Annotated in this window: 11 protein-coding genes; 4 read left to right on the top strand and 7 right to left on the bottom strand. The window is 70.4% G+C overall.

Annotation, left to right across the window (positions count from 1 at the left end; genetic code table 11):
* Positions 1-4 precede the first annotated feature (4 nt).
* The gene (locus ACGFWI_RS09345; protein WP_393905328.1) at positions 5-616 is read right to left on the bottom strand and encodes a class I SAM-dependent methyltransferase; all 612 of its coding nucleotides are present in this window, start codon (positions 614-616) and stop codon (positions 5-7) included.
* Positions 613-2,094 carry a purine-cytosine permease family protein gene (locus ACGFWI_RS09340; RefSeq protein WP_393905327.1) on the bottom strand — a complete coding sequence of 494 codons (1,482 nt, stop codon included), beginning with the start codon at positions 2,092-2,094 and terminating at the stop codon, positions 613-615. Before ACGFWI_RS09340 ends, ACGFWI_RS09345 begins: the two co-directional genes overlap by 4 nt.
* Before the next feature lie 307 nt (positions 2,095-2,401).
* Between ACGFWI_RS09340 and ACGFWI_RS09335 the strand changes: the two genes are divergently transcribed.
* Positions 2,402-3,016, top strand: a complete 615-nt coding sequence (locus ACGFWI_RS09335; protein WP_393905326.1) for an ATP/GTP-binding protein — start codon at positions 2,402-2,404, stop codon at positions 3,014-3,016.
* A gap of 51 nt (positions 3,017-3,067) precedes the next feature.
* On the opposite strand, the gene ACGFWI_RS09330 is transcribed toward ACGFWI_RS09335, so the two are convergent.
* Complete coding sequence (locus ACGFWI_RS09330; RefSeq protein ID WP_393905325.1) at positions 3,068-3,496, bottom strand: PPOX class F420-dependent oxidoreductase; 429 nt, start codon at positions 3,494-3,496, stop codon at positions 3,068-3,070.
* A 165-nt stretch (positions 3,497-3,661) separates the two neighbouring features.
* Here ACGFWI_RS09330 and ACGFWI_RS09325 point away from each other — a divergent pair, with 165 nt between their 5' ends.
* Positions 3,662-4,069, top strand: coding sequence for a roadblock/LC7 domain-containing protein (locus tag ACGFWI_RS09325; protein WP_393905324.1), 408 nt, complete (start codon positions 3,662-3,664; stop codon positions 4,067-4,069).
* Between the two features lie 79 nt (positions 4,070-4,148).
* Positions 4,149-5,045: a DUF6397 family protein gene (locus ACGFWI_RS09320; RefSeq protein WP_393905323.1), complete on the top strand. Its 897-nt coding sequence runs from the start codon at positions 4,149-4,151 to the stop codon at positions 5,043-5,045.
* Here ACGFWI_RS09320 and ACGFWI_RS09315 read toward each other — a convergent pair.
* Together ACGFWI_RS09315 and ACGFWI_RS09310 are read right to left on the bottom strand one after the other, a co-directional pair.
* Positions 4,976-5,845, bottom strand: coding sequence for an acyl-CoA thioesterase (locus ACGFWI_RS09315; RefSeq protein WP_393905322.1), 870 nt, complete (start codon positions 5,843-5,845; stop codon positions 4,976-4,978). The two genes, ACGFWI_RS09320 and ACGFWI_RS09315, sit on opposite strands and share 70 nt — an antisense overlap.
* Positions 5,846-5,897: 52 nt before the next feature.
* Positions 5,898-8,411, bottom strand: coding sequence for a DEAD/DEAH box helicase (locus ACGFWI_RS09310; protein WP_393905321.1), 2,514 nt, complete (start codon positions 8,409-8,411; stop codon positions 5,898-5,900).
* A gap of 1,001 nt (positions 8,412-9,412) precedes the next feature.
* Between ACGFWI_RS09310 and ACGFWI_RS09305 the strand changes: the two genes are divergently transcribed.
* Positions 9,413-10,204: a metal-dependent hydrolase gene (locus tag ACGFWI_RS09305; protein ID WP_393905320.1), complete on the top strand. Its 792-nt coding sequence runs from the start codon at positions 9,413-9,415 to the stop codon at positions 10,202-10,204.
* Positions 10,205-10,457: 253 nt separating this feature from the next.
* On the opposite strand, the gene ACGFWI_RS09300 is transcribed toward ACGFWI_RS09305, so the two are convergent.
* Together ACGFWI_RS09300 and ACGFWI_RS09295 are read right to left on the bottom strand one after the other, a co-directional pair.
* Positions 10,458-12,239 (bottom strand): ABC transporter ATP-binding protein, encoded by a 1,782-nt coding sequence (locus tag ACGFWI_RS09300; RefSeq protein ID WP_393905319.1) that lies wholly within the window; start codon positions 12,237-12,239, stop codon positions 10,458-10,460.
* Positions 12,236-14,038 carry an ABC transporter ATP-binding protein gene (locus tag ACGFWI_RS09295; RefSeq protein ID WP_393905318.1) on the bottom strand — a complete coding sequence of 601 codons (1,803 nt, stop codon included), beginning with the start codon at positions 14,036-14,038 and terminating at the stop codon, positions 12,236-12,238. The genes ACGFWI_RS09300 and ACGFWI_RS09295 overlap by 4 nt, the downstream gene beginning before the upstream one ends.
* Between the last annotated feature and the right edge of the window lie 60 nt (positions 14,039-14,098).

Genomic DNA, 14,098 nt, shown 5'->3' with positions numbered 1-14,098 from the left:
CCCGTCACCCCCGGCGTACCGCCAGTGCCAGGTAGCGGGAGTCGCCGTCCTCGTACCGGATCAGGTCCCAGCCGCAGTCGGCCAGGAGGGGCCGCAGATTCGGCTCCGCCCGTAGGTCGTCGGGGGTGATCGCGCGGCCCTTGCGGGCGGCGAGCGCGGCCCGCCCGATGGGGTGGAAGAGGGCCAGCCGGCCACCGGGGCGTACGGTCCTGGCGAGTTCGGTGAGGCCGCCCGCCGAGTCCGGCAGGTGGGAGATGAGCCCGGCGGCGAAGACGGCGTCCAGCGCGGCGTCGGGCAGCGGCAGCCGGGTCACATCGGCGAGCAGGAGCGCCGCGTAGCGGTCGCGCCCGGCCCGTACGGCGGCCCGCAGCATCTCGGGCGTGACATCGGCGCCCAGCACCGTTCCGGGCGCTCCCACGGCCGCCCGCAGCGCGGGCAGCGCGCGCCCCGTACCGCAGCCGGCGTCCAGCACCCGGTCGCCCTCCTGGAGGCTCAGTTCCGCGGCGCCCGCCTCATAGGCGGGACCGTCGTCGGGAAACTTCGTGTCCCAGCCGGCGGCGCGTGGTGCGAAGAACGCCCGGACCTCGTGCGGCCGGTCGGCGTGGTGGTCGGTCATCGGGCTCCTCCAGTGGCGGGGCGGTCGGCGAGAGGGGCGGTGCAGGCGTACAGGGCGCCCGCGACAGCGAGGGCCACCACGACGCCGAGGTTCATGGCGCCCAGCGTGCCCCGTGCGGCGCTGTCGGTGAGCAGAAAGCCCACGGCCTGGGCGATATGGGGATCGCCGGACGTGATCAGGCCGAGTCCGACGGCGGTGGCGACGGTGAGTGAGAGCACCGCGGGCAGGCCGAGGGCCCGTACGGGCGTCAGCGCGAAGCCGGTGTGGCGGCGGCGCCACTGTTCCACCAGGAAGACGGCCGTCCAGGCGGCCATCGCCACCCCGATGACGGACAGGAACGCCTGGAAGGTGGCGAAGAAACTGGGGGAGACGAACAGCACGTACCAGCCGCCGAAGGCCATCAGCACACCGTCCACCAGGACGGCGAGGTGCCGGCGGACGGGGATGCCCAGGGCCAGCATCGACATGCCCGAGCTGTAGATGTCCATGATCGCCCCGGAGGCGAACCCGCCGATGGCGGTGAGCAGATACGGCACCAGAAACCAGGTGGGCAACTCGGCCGCGAGGGCGCCCACGGGGTCGGCGGCCGCGGCCGCCGCGAGCTTCGGGTCACCGGCGTTCAGGAGTACGCCGAAGATCAGCAGGGCCAACGGGGGCAGCACCCCGCCCAGTGTGGTCCACCGGGTGATCGCCCGGCCGCTGCTCGAACGCGGCAGATAACGGCTGTAGTCGGCGCCGCAGTTGACCCAGCCCAGGCCCAGGAGCGTCATCGCGAACACGACGCCGCCGACGCATGTGCCGAGGCCGGCGGCGGGGCCGTCCGCGAGGGCGGACGGATCGATACGGTCGGCCATCAGCACCATGTACACCACGGTCAGCACGGTGATCGCCGCGGTCAGATACTTCTGCACCTTCATGATCAGCGCGTGCCCGAAGATCCCCACGACCACGACGGAGACGGCGGTCACCGCGAAGCACAGCGCCTGCGCCGTCGTCGTCGGCGTCCGGCCGTCGGCCCGGGCGAACGCGTCGGGCGCCACCCGCGCCAGGATCGCGGAGCCGCCGAGCGAGGAGAGCGCGACCAGTACGGTCTCCCAGCCGACGTTGGAGATATAACTGAACAAGGTGGGCAGCTTGTTGCCCTGTGTCCCGAAGGAGACCCGGCCGATGGCCATGGTGGGTGCGCCCGTGCGCGCTCCGGCGACCGAGACCAGACCGACCAGGACGAAGGACAGCACATAGCCGAGGGCCCCGGTGACGATCGTCTGCCAGGGACTGAGCCCCAGGCCCATGAGGTAGACGCCGTAGGCGATGGACAGCAAGGACAGCCCGGAGGCGGCCCACGGCCAGAACAGGGACCTGGGGCTGCCGTGCCGTTCGGAATCCGGCACCGGGTTGATGCCGTTGCGCTCGACGGTACCCGTCGAGGGGGCCGCCGCCGGTGGACCGGTCCGCTCCTGTGACTGCTGTGGCGTCATGCGCTCATGATTCCGCACCGGCCGGGCCGGCCGCCGGGCGAACGTGTTCTGCCCGGCGCGGCCCCTCCCCAAAGCTCGCGCGGTGGTGCGCCGCAGAGGGCCAACTATCACGCATGTGGCGGCTGATGGGCTTCTTGATCGAAAGACGTGACGGCTTTGGCAAATCCGGGGAAATCCCGATCAGCCGGGGGTACGGTCCTCGCCATGGATTTCGGGCGGCCCTCCGCCGCCGAAGGCTCCCCTCGTCGAGCCGTGGATCCGTATACCCCGTGACGCGCAGGAACCTGCATCCTGGAGGAGACGGCCGATGAACTCCGCACAAGGGGCACCGGAGGACGCAGCCCCGGACCCCGACGCCGAGTTGACCCTGAAGATCTTAGTCGCGGGCGGCTTCGGCGTGGGCAAGACCACCCTGGTGGGCTCGGTCAGCGAGATCCACCCGCTGCGCACGGAGGAGCGGCTCAGCGAGGTGGGCGAGACCGTGGACGACACCGGGGGAGTGGACGACAAGGGCACCACCACGGTGGCGATGGACTTCGGCCGCATCACCATCAGGCAGGGTCTGTCCCTCTACCTCTTCGGCACCCCCGGACAGGACCGCTTCTGGTTCTTGTGGGACGACCTGTCGGAGGGCGCGCTGGGTGCCGTGGTGCTGGCCGATACCCGGCGGCTGCAGGACTGCTTTCCGGCCGTCGACTACTTCGAGCGCCGGGCGATCCCGTTCCTGGTGGCGGTCAACTGCTTTGCGGAGGCGCGGTCCTACGGGGCCGACGAGGTGGCCCGCGCGCTGGACCTGGACCGTAGTACCCCGGTCGTGCTCTGTGACGCGAGGGACCGCGACTCCGGCAAGGAGGTGCTGGTCCGGCTCGTCGAGCACGCGGGGCGCCGGCACTCCGCCGGGGTGCTGGATTCGGTGGGGTGAACCGGCGGCCGGCCGTGGCGCGGAAGCCGTACGGCCCGCGCCACGCACCCCTCAGCCCGCGACGGCCGCGAGGGCGATGACCTTGTCGACCCTGACCCGGACCACCACTTCGCCCGGAACGCCGTTGCGGGCGCCGTACTCCTCCGCACGGTCCTCGCCCATGTAGCGGGCCGCGATCCGGGCCGCCCAGTGACGTACGTCCGCCAGATCGTCGCTGATCTCCGCCGTTCCCTGCACGGACACGAAAGCGAACGGCGGCCGTTCGTCGTCGACGCACAGTGCCACCCTGCCGTCGCGGGCGAGATTGCGGCCCTTGACCGTGTCCGCGCCGGTGTTGAACACCAGCTCAGCACCGTCCATGAGGAACCACACCGGGGCGATGTGCGGGCTGCCGTCGGCCCGTACGGTCGCCAGCTTGCCGGTGCGAGTGCCCTCGGAAAGGAACCTCTGCCACTCATCCTTCGTCATCTTGTGTGCCATGCCGACATCCTCAGCCATGCGGTACGCACAAGCGCCGCGTGGCACGCCGGGCTTTGGGGCCGCTTGCCGAGACGGCGGAGGTGGGACAGGCTGGCACGGCAGTTCGCGGACCGCGGGCTGCTGTCCGGCCAAGAGTGCGGACGGGGACACGGGGAGGAAGCAGCAATGGCATTGAGCAGCGGACTCGACTGGCTGCTGGACGATCTGACCAAGCGGGTGCAGAAGGTACGGCATGCGTTGGTGCTCTCCAACGACGGGCTGGTGACCGGCGCGAGCGAGGGGCTGGAGCGGGAGGACGCCGAGCATCTCGCGGCGGTCGCCTCGGGACTGCACAGCCTCGCGAAGGGGTCGGGGCTCCACTTCAGAATCGGTCGGGTGCGTCAGACCATGGTGGAGTTCGACGACGGGGTGCTGTTCGTGACGGCGGCCGGGGACGGCAGCTGTCTGTGCGTGCTGGCGGGCGCCGACGGCGACATGGGTCAGATCGCCTACGAAATGACGCTGTTGGTCAATCGCGTCGGGGAGCATCTGGGCGTCGCGGTCCGCCAGCCGGAAGGTTATCCACAGGTCTGAGGCGGGGTTTGACCCGCTGTCATCGTCTGCGGCTACAGTCGTCACTGTCAGTGATCGACCGAGTTGCGGGGGAAGCGACATGACAGTGGTGTGCGACGGACAGCGGACGCTCACGGCGGGGCGAGCGGCCCGCGAACTGGAGCTGAGGAGCGGCGAGTTCGAGCTCGCCACCCAGCTCGGAGAAGTACGGACGGCGCCGGCCGGGACCGACGGCCGGCCGGGAGGCGTTGGATCGCTCGGACGGCGCCGGGTCCCGGCGGAGGAGATCGCCCGGCTGCAGGCCGAGCCGGGCTTCCCGGACGCGCTCCGCGCACGGATCCGCGCGGTCAGCACGACCGAGGCCGCGGCGCTCATGGGCATCGGGCCCGGCCGGGCCGTGCGTCTGACCCGGGCCGGCTGCCTCGGTCCCGTCCGGTTCTACGTCAACCGCTTCGGCGCGGTGGTCTGGCTCTATCTCGCGGCCGAGGTCGCCGACTTCGCCGACCGCGAACCCGACCTGATGCGGGGCAACACCCCGGCGGCGATGCGGGTGATGCTCGACAGCGGACAGGACTGGCGGGCACGCCAGTGGCGCAGCCGCCGGGTCGCCCAGCTCATGGGACAGACCGACGACCCCTGGGAAGCGGCAGGGGTGATCGCCGCCGTGCTGCCGCCGGAGGAGCTGGCTTCGGTGGCCGAGGAGCCGCTGGAGCGGTCCCTGCTGCGCCGGCTGAGGCCCACCATGGCCTCCGTGATCACGGTGACACCTGCCGCCCGGGAATCCTTCGAGCGCGTCCTGACGGCGGATGAGTTCGACGAAGTGCTGTGGTACCGCGTCCATCTCTCCCGGTGCCTGGAAAGGGCCCGCAGGGAAGACCCGGGGCGGCTGCGGAAACCGGCCGCCGTACCCTCCGGCGCCCGCCCGGGTCAGTCGCCGAGCTTTCTGAACAGTCCTTCCTGGACGACCGAAACCAGCAGCCTGCCCTCGCGGTCGTAGATCCGCCCGCGGGCCAGGCCCCGTCCTCCGGTGGCGATCGGTGACTCCTGGTCGTAGAGGAACCACTCGTCCGCGCGGAACGGACGGTGGAACCACATCGCGTGATCGAGCGAGGCCATGTCGAACCCGCGCGGCCCCCAGAGCGGTTCGAGCGGGATGCGGACGGCGTCCAGCAGCGTCATATCGCTGGCGTAGGTCAGCGCGCAGGTGTGCACGAGCGGATCGTCGCCCAGCGGACCGACCGCGCGCATCCACACCGCGCTGCGCGGCTCCGCACCCTCGATCTCCTCCGGGGTCCAGCGCAGCCGGTCGGCATAACGGATCTCGAACGGCATCCTGCGCGCCATCCGCTCCAGCGATACGGGCAGATCGTGCAGACGCTCGCGGACCTCTTCCGCGACCGTCGGCAGCTCCTCCGGGTCGGGCACCACCCGACGCAACGGCAACTGATGATCGAAGCCGGGTTCCGGCTTGTGGAAGGAGGCGGTCAGATTGAAGATCGTGCGTCCCTGCTGGACGGCGACGACCCGGCGGGTGGTGAAGGAGCGCCCGTCGCGGACCCGCTCGACGAGGTACACGATCGGCACCCCGGGCCGGCCCGGCCGCAGAAAGTACGCATGGAGCGAGTGGACCGGGCGGTCCCCTTCCGTGGTGCGCCCGGCAGCCACCAACGCCTGGGCCGCGACCTGCCCGCCGAAGACCCGCTGCAGTGATTCCTGCGGGCTGCGGCCCCGGAAGATGTTCACCTCGATCTGCTCGAGATCCAGCAGATCGACCAGCTTCTCGGCGGGATTGGTCATGACCGGTGGCCCTCCGTCAGATCCTTCGGCGGCCTCGGTCGAAGCCGTCGCCTCACAACTGACCCACATCCGTGACCCGTACGACCGCGCGCCCCTCGTCGTCGGAGGCGGCCAGATCCACCTCCGCGGAGATGCCCCAGTCGTGATCACCGTTCGGGTCGGCGAAAGTCTGCCGCACCTTCCACAGTCCGTGCTCGGCATCCTCCTGAATCTGCAGCAGCTTCGGGCCGCGGGCGTCCGGACCGGTGCCCAGCTCGTCGTATTCGTCCCAGTAGGCGTCCATCGCGTCGCCCCAGGCATCCACGCCCCAGCCGGAATCGGCATCCATCTCGCCGAGCTCCTCGACCTTGTCCAGCGCCGCCAGCTCCACCCGCCGGAACATCGCATTGCGCACCAGCACGCGGAACGCCCGCGCGTTGGACGTGACCGGCCGCACCTGATCGGCCCGCTCCGCGGCCTGCTCCGCCGTCTCCACCTCAGGGTTGGCAAGCTGTTCCCACTCGTCCAGCAGACTGGAGTCGACCTGCCGCACCATCTCGCCCAGCCAGGCGATGATGTCCTGGAAGTCCTCGGACTTCAGATCGTCCGGCACGGTGTGGTCCAGCGCCTTGAACGCACTCGCCAGGTAACGCAGCACGATGCCCTCGGTGCGCGCCAGCTCGTAGTGGGACGTGAACTCGGTGAAGGTCATGGCGCGTTCGTACATATCGCGGATGACCGACTTCGGCGACAGCGGGTGGTCGCCGACCCACGGGTGACTCTTGCGGTACAGGCCGTAGGCGTGGAAGAGCAGCTCTTCCAGCGGCTTGGGGTACTCGACGTCCATGAGCCGTTCCATGCGCTCTTCGTACTCGACGCCGTCGGCCTTCATCTGCGCGATCGCCTCGCCCCGGGCCTTGTTCTGCTGCGCGGCCAGGATCTGGCGCGGATCGTCCAGCGTGGACTCCACGACCGAGACCATGTCCAGCGCGTAGGAGGGCGACTCCGGGTCGAGCAGGTCGAACGCGGCCAGGGCGAACGTCGACAGTGGCTGGTTGAGCGCGAAGTCCTGCTGAAGATCCACGGTCAGCCGGACGATCCGGCCCTCCGCGTCCGGCGCCGGCAGCCGCTCCACGATCCCGCCGTCCAGCAGCGAGCGGTAGATCGCGATGGCCCGCCGGATGTGCCTGAGCTGATTCTTGCGCGGCTCATGGTTGTCCTCGAGGAGCTTGCGCATCGCCTCGAAAGCATTACCCGGCCGGGCGATCACGGACAGCAGCATCGCGTGCGTCACCCGGAAGCGGGAGTTCAGCGGCTCCGGATCGGCAGCGATCAGCTTCTCGAAGGTGTTCTCACCCCAGTTGACGAAGCCCTCCGGTGCCTTCTTGCGCACCACCTTCCGGCGCTTCTTGGGGTCGTCGCCCGCTTTGGCCAGCGCCTTCTCGTTCTCCACGACATGCTCGGGGGCCTGGGCGACCACAAAGCCCGCGGTGTCGAAGCCGGCCCGGCCGGCCCGGCCCGCGATCTGATGGAACTCCCGTGCCCGCAGCGTCCGCACCCGCGTCCCGTCGTACTTGGTCAGCGCGGTGAACAGCACCGTGCGAATGGGGACATTGACGCCCACGCCGAGGGTATCCGTGCCACAAATGACCTTCAGCAAACCCGCCTGCGCCAGCTTCTCGACGAGCCTGCGGTACTTCGGCAGCATGCCGGCGTGGTGCACGCCGATGCCATGACGGACATACCGCGACAGGTTCCGGCCGAACTTGGTGGTGAACCGGAAGTTCCCGATGAGCTCGGCGATCTGGTCCTTCTCGGCGCGCGTACACATATTGATGCTCATCAGCGCCTGCGCCCGCTCGACGGCGGCGGCCTGCGTGAAGTGCACGATGTAAACGGGGGCCTGACGGGTTTCCAGCAGCTCGGTGAGCGTCTCCGTCAGTGCCGTCGTCCGGTACTCGTACGACAGCGGCACCGGCCGGGTCGCCGAGCGCACCAGCGACGTCGGCTTCCCCGTGCGCCGGGTCAGATCCTCCTCGAAGCGCGACATATCGCCGAGCGTCGCCGACATCAGAATGAACTGCGCCTGCGGAAGTTCCAGCAGCGGAATCTGCCAGGCCCAGCCACGGTCCGGCTCGGCATAGAAATGGAACTCGTCCATCACGACCTGGCCGATGTCGGCGTCCTTGCCGTCCCGCAGCGCTATCGAGGCGAGGACCTCGGCAGTGCAGCAGATGACCGGTGCGTCCGCGTTGACCGATGCGTCTCCCGTGAGCATGCCGACGTTCTCGGTGCCGAACAGCTTGCACAGATCGAAGAACTTCTCCGAGACCAGCGCCTTGATGGGTGCGGTGTAGAAGGTGACCTGATCCTTGGCGAGCGCGGTGAAGTGCGCGCCGGCCGCCACCAGGCTCTTTCCGGAGCCGGTGGGGGTGGACAGGATGACGTTCGCCCCGGAGACCACCTCGATCAGCGCCTCCTCCTGGGCAGGGTAGAGCGAGATGCCCTGCTGCTCGGCCCAGCCCGAAAAGGCTTCGAAGAGGGCATCGGGGTCGGCGTCGTTCGGGAGATGATCGATGAGGGTCACGCCCCCATACTGCCTGTCTTCGGCCCGGATCAGGGAACCGGCGGCGCAGACGGAGATCGGCTGAAGATCGACAACGCCCGAAGCCGTCCGCCCCCAAGGCCCCCGATCCCCGCCCACCCGGCCCCGGCAGCGGCCCGCGACGTCGTTCCGGCTGGCCTGAGCTGCGGAAACCTGCCCCGCCTCGGCGCGGGCCGGAGGAGAGCGCGGTGCAGCGCCATCACCCTCCGTACGAAATCGAAGGCGCGGTGTCGTTGTCGACGATCACTCTCTGCGCTGACGCGCAGCCGGTACGTGGGGGAGATCACGCAGCGTCCGCAAGGTATGCGGCAGGCAGGGCAGCCAGGGCAGGCAGCCGGGGCAGCCAAAGTAAGCAGGGCAAGCAGGGGAAGCGGGGAACGCGCCTTGTCCGGATCTGGAAACCCGATCAAGCAACCCGATCAAGAACCGGGATCGAGAACCGGGATAAAGAGACGGGATCAAGAAACCCCATCGGGCGGCCAAGCGAAGAAGAAGGGGATCAGGAACCCGGTCGGGAGGTCAAGCGGAGAAAAATCCGGATCAGGAGGCCAGCGGCGAGGCGGAACGCGCGGCCCGTTCCGGCGGCGGACGTCGGCCGCCTCGGGGGTGATGAGTCTCGTGAGGCGGCGCCCCCGTAGGTGACGGGCCACGGCAGCGAGATGTCCGTCCCAAGGGCGTTGACCACAAGCACAGTTGGTGCGGCAGGTAGGGCGCATCCCGAGGATGTGTCGTCCGTGACCAGAGTCAGGGAGGGGCCTGTGGTGAGCAGTTGCCCCGTGGGCCGGCACCCGTCCGGCGGTCGGTCCTGCTGACCTTCCGCCCCTGCGCCGTACAAGAGGTTGGCTCACCCCCTCCTCATATGGAGATCATCTGACGCTACGCTGAGTCGCCGACCGGGCGTCAAGGGCGCGGCTCAGCAGTGCGAGAGGCACACCGTCACGCGCAGGTGAACGAGCGCAAGAGAACAAGGGGTGGGAACAACCATGATGGGACCGGCACACTCGCTGTCCGGGGCCGCGGCCTGGCTGGGCGTGGGCGCGGCGGCCGCTGCCGCCGGACACCCGATGCCCTGGCCGGTGCTCGTCTGCGGAGCTCTGATCTGTGCCGGTGCGGCGCTCGCCCCGGACCTCGATCACAAGTCCGCGACCATTTCGCGGGCCTTCGGGCCGCTCTCCCGGTGGCTGTGCGAAGTGGTCGACGCGATCTCGCACGGGGTCTACAAGGCGACCAAGATGCGCGGTGACTCGAACCGCAACGGAGGCCACCGCACACTCACCCACACCTGGCTGTGGGCCGTACTGGTCGGCGGCGGGATGTCGCTGCTGGCGATGCAGGGCGGTCGTTGGGCGGTACTCGGCATCCTCTTCGTTCATATGGTGCTCGCCATCGAGGGTCTGCTGTGGCGGGCGGCGCGGGTCTCCAGCGACGTGCTGGTGTGGATGCTGGGCGCGGCCTCGGCCTGGATCCTGGCCGGCATTCTCGACCAGCCGGGCAACGGTGCGAGCTGGCTGTTCACCGAACCGGGGCAGCAGTACCTCTGGCTGGGCCTGCCGGTCGTGCTCGGCGCGCTGGTCCACGACATCGGCGATGCCCTGACCGTCTCGGGCTGCCCCGTCCTGTGGCCCATCCCGATAGGCCGCAAGCGCTGGTACCCGGTCGGCCCGCCCAAGGTCTTGCGCTTCAAGGCCGGCAGCTGGGTGGAGCTGAGGGTCCTGATGCCGGTGTTCATGGTGCTGGGTGGACTGGGCGGTCTGGGCGCGCTCGGTTACCTCTGACGTGCGCGGCCCGGTCACCGGCGGCTGACGCGCGGGGTGCCGACGGAGCCGTGCGGCGCGGCCTCCGTGGGGTCCGCGATACATGAGCGATCGCGAACCCTTGCCCTGGGGCGTGGCGTCGGCATGGGAAGGCGTCGGCGCCCCCGACGCCATCCGGTTCTTCCGGCCGGCGGCCGGCCGGAGCGGACCGTGCAGCCAACCCAGCCAACCCAGCCAACCCAGCCAACCCAGCCCCCCACGCCCATCTCCCGCATCAGCCGTGCCAGGACCGCCAGAGTGCCGCGTACGCGCCATCGGCGGAGACCAGTTCGTCGTGACTGCCCAGTTCACTGATGCGGCCTCCCTCGACGACCGCGATCACATCGGCGTCATGGGCGGTGTGCAGCCGGTGCGCAATCGCCACGACCGTACGGCCGTCCAGCACCCTGCTCAGCGAGCGCTCCAGATGGCGGGCCGCCCGCGGGTCGAGCAGGGAGGTCGCCTCGTCCAGCACCAGGGTGTGCGGATCGGCGAGCACCAGCCGGGCCAGTGCGATCTGCTGGGCCTGGGCAGGCGTCAGCCGGTGGCCGCCCGAGCCCACCTCGGTGTCCAGCTCCTTGGCCAGGGCCCGCGCCCAGTGATCGGCGTCCACCGCGCCGAGTGCGGCCCACAGTTCGGCATCGGGCGCACCGCTGCGCGCCAGCAGGAGATTGTCACGGAGCGAGCCGACGAAGACATGGTGTTCCTGGTTGACCAGCGCCACCTGCTCGCGGATCCGCTCGGCCGGCATCGCGGAGAGCTCGGCCCCGCCCAGGGTGACGCTGCCCACCCGGGGGCCGTAGATCCCCGCCAGCAGCCGGCCCAGCGTCGACTTGCCGGCGCCGGACGGCCCGACCAGGGCGAGCCGGGTCCCCGGACGGACCCGCAACGAGACCTCCCGGAGCACATCGACGCCCGCGCGGTAGCCGAAGCTGACCCCGTCGGCGTGGACGTCCCGGCCGTCCGGGAACCGCTCCGTATCGGCGGCCTCCGGCTCGATCTCCCGGACGCCGACGAGCCGCGCGATGGACACCTGGGCCACCTGCAGCTCGTCGTACCAGCGCAGGACCATGCCGACCGGCTCGATCATCATCTGCGCCAGCAGCGCCCCCGTCGTCAGCTGCCCCGGAGTGATCCACCCCTGCATGACGAAGGCTCCGCCGAGCAGCAACACCGAGCCCAGGAGCAGCACATGCGTCAGATCGACGACGGGGAAGAGCACCGAGCGCAGAAAGAGCGTGTAGCGCTCCCACTGGGTCCACTCCCGGATCCGGCGCTCCGACAGGGCGATCCGGCGGGCGCCCAGCCGATGGGCCTCGACCGTACGCCCCGCGTCCACGGACTCGGTGAGCACCGCGGCCACCGCGGCGTAACCGGCCGCCTCCGAACGATAGGCGCTCGGCGCCCGTTTGAAGTACCAGCGGCAGCCGACGACCAGCAGCGGCAGTGCGATGAGCACGGACAGCGCGAGCGGCGGCGCGGTCACCGTCAGCCCGCCGAGCAGCAGCGCCACCCACACCACGCCGATGGACAGCTGCGGTACGGCCTCGCGCATCGCGCTGGAGAGCCGGTCGATGTCGGTGGTGATCCGCGACAGCAGATCGCCGGTGCCGGCCCGCTCCAGGACGCCCGGCGGCAGCGCCACGGACCGTACGAGGAAGTCCTCGCGCAGATCCGCCAGCATCCGCTCGCCGAGCATCGCCCCGCGCAGCCGGACCGTCCGGACGAACACCGTCTGGGCGGTCAGCGCTACGGCGAACAGTGCGATGGTGCCCTCCAGTTGGAGGTCCCGGGCGCCCGCGGACAGCTTCTCGACGACGCCGCCGAGCAGATACGGGCCGACCATGGACGCGATCACCGCGGCCGCGTTCACCACGACCAGCAGGGTGAACGCCCCGCGGTGACGGCGGATCAGGCCGCCGACATAGCTGCGCACCGTGGCCGGTGAGCCGACGGGAAGGGTGGTGAGGGTCTGCGGGGCGTCCGGATCGTGCTCCGGCGGCGCCAGGCCGATCATGCGCTCTCCTCGATCTGGCCGGTCGACAGCGCCGGCTCGGGGTCCGTTTCGCGGGTGACGATCGCGCGGTAGGCGGGGTGGCTGTGCAGCAGTTCGCGATGGGTGGCCCCGGCGACGGCTTTGCCCTCCTGGAGGAACACCACCTGTTCGGCCCGGTCCAGCAGGAGCGGGCTGGAGGTGAGCACGACGGTCGTACGCCCCGTCCTGATCTCCCGCAGGCTGTCGGCGATCCGGGCCTCGGTGTGCGCATCGACGGCGCTGGTCGGCTCGTCGAGCACCAGCGCCTCCGGGTCGGCGACCAGTGACCTGGCCAGTGCGAGCCGCTGGCGCTGCCCGCCGGACAGCGACCGGCCGCGCTCGGTGATGTGGGTGTGCATCGGGTCTCCCGAGTCGTCGACGGACGCCTGCGCCAGCGCGGTCAGCACATCGCCGCACTGAGCCGCGGCCAGCGCCTCCGTCGCCCCCACCCGGCCGGAGGCCGGTACGTCGAGCAGTTCGCCGAGCGTGCCCGAGAGCAGCATCGGGTCCTTGTCCTGGACGAGTACGGCAGCACGGGCGGCGTCGCGTGGCAGCTCGTCCAGCGGGGTGCCGCCGAGCACGACGGACACCAGGCCGGTGCCGTCGCCGCCGTCTTCGTCGTCCTGCGGAGGGTGTCCGCCGAGGCGTTCGGCGAGCCGCCCCGCGGTGTCGGGGTCGCCGCAGACCACCGCGGTCAGCCGGCCGGCCGGGGCGGTCAGGCCGCTGACCGGGTCGTGCAGATCGCCGGTGGGTGTCGCCACCCGGTCCCTGTCCTGCCCGCCGGCCGGCCGGCTCTGCGCCAGTACGCGGGCCGTGCGCTTCGCCGACGGCTTGGCGAAGGAGTAGGCCTGGGCGATCTCTTCGAAGTGTCTGAGGGGGAAGAGGAGGAAGGTGACCGCGCTGTAGATGGTGACGAGATCGCCGACGGAGATCGTGCCGTCGAGGGCGAGCCGGGTGCCGTACCAGACCACCGCGATGAGCAGCAGGCCCGGCAGCAGTACCTGGACGGCCGAGATCAGCGACCACATCCGGGCGCTGCGGACGGCGGCCTCGCGTACTTCCTGGGAGGCGCTGCGGTAGCGGTCGAGGAAGAGTTCCTCGCCGCCGATGCCGCGCAGTACGCGCAGTCCGGCGACGGTGTCGGAGGCCAGCTCGGTGGCCTGGCCGGCCTTCTCGCGCTGTGCGTCGGCGCGTCGGGTGGCGTGCGGCAGCAACGGCAGGACGGCCAGCGCCATGACGGGCACGCCGACGGCCACCAGCACTCCCAGTTCCGGCTGGTAGAGGACCAGGGCAACGGAGACGCCGACCGCGGTGACCGCGGCGGCACCGAACCGGGAGATCGCCTCGACGAACCAGCCGATCTTCTCCAGGTCGCCGGTGCTGACGGCGACGATCTCGCCGGCCGCCACCCGCCGGGTCATGGCCGAGCCCAGTTCCGTGGTCTTGCGGGCGAGCAGCTGCTGCATCCGGGCGACGCTGGTGATCCAGTTGGTGACGGCCGCGCGGTGCAGCATCGTGCCGCCGAGCGCGATCAGCATGCCCAAGGCCATGATCAGGCCGCCGGCCAGGATGAGCCGGCCGCCGTCGCGGTCCACCACGGCCTGCACGGCAAGACCCACCGGCACCGGGGAGGCGGCGATGGCGCCGACGTTCACCAGCCCCCAGGCGAGGGCCTTGAGCTGCCCGCCGAGCTGTTGTTTGTAGAGCCACAGGAGAAACGCGCCGCCGGTACGGACGTCCGGGACGCCCGGGTCGGGATGCGGAAGGTCACGAATGTGCATGATGTCCCAGGCGAAGTCGTGGTGGTGGGCGGCAACAGGCCGTTCCGGCAGGCGAAATGC

The sequence above is a fragment of the Streptomyces sp. NPDC048434 genome, assembly GCF_043200375.1.
Classification (GTDB): domain Bacteria; phylum Actinomycetota; class Actinomycetes; order Streptomycetales; family Streptomycetaceae; genus Streptomyces.
This window is presented reverse-complemented; position numbering and strand designations above follow the sequence as displayed.

Bases quoted from the DNA above. Each gene is read 5' to 3' on its own strand.
- ACGFWI_RS09345 (WP_393905328.1), bottom strand. From the start codon at position 616: ATGACCGACCACCACGCCGACCGGCCGCACGAGGTCCGGGCGTTCTTC.
- ACGFWI_RS09340 (WP_393905327.1), bottom strand. From the start codon at position 2,094: ATGACGCCACAGCAGTCACAGGAGCGGACCGGTCCACCGGCGGCGGCC.
- ACGFWI_RS09335 (WP_393905326.1), top strand. From the start codon at position 2,402: ATGAACTCCGCACAAGGGGCACCGGAGGACGCAGCCCCGGACCCCGAC.
- ACGFWI_RS09330 (WP_393905325.1), bottom strand. From the start codon at position 3,496: ATGGCACACAAGATGACGAAGGATGAGTGGCAGAGGTTCCTTTCCGAG.
- ACGFWI_RS09325 (WP_393905324.1), top strand. From the start codon at position 3,662: ATGGCATTGAGCAGCGGACTCGACTGGCTGCTGGACGATCTGACCAAG.
- ACGFWI_RS09320 (WP_393905323.1), top strand. From the start codon at position 4,149: ATGACAGTGGTGTGCGACGGACAGCGGACGCTCACGGCGGGGCGAGCG.
- ACGFWI_RS09315 (WP_393905322.1), bottom strand. From the start codon at position 5,845: ATGACCAATCCCGCCGAGAAGCTGGTCGATCTGCTGGATCTCGAGCAG.
- ACGFWI_RS09305 (WP_393905320.1), top strand. From the start codon at position 9,413: ATGATGGGACCGGCACACTCGCTGTCCGGGGCCGCGGCCTGGCTGGGC.
- ACGFWI_RS09300 (WP_393905319.1), bottom strand. From the start codon at position 12,239: ATGATCGGCCTGGCGCCGCCGGAGCACGATCCGGACGCCCCGCAGACC.
- ACGFWI_RS09295 (WP_393905318.1), bottom strand. From the start codon at position 14,038: ATGCACATTCGTGACCTTCCGCATCCCGACCCGGGCGTCCCGGACGTC.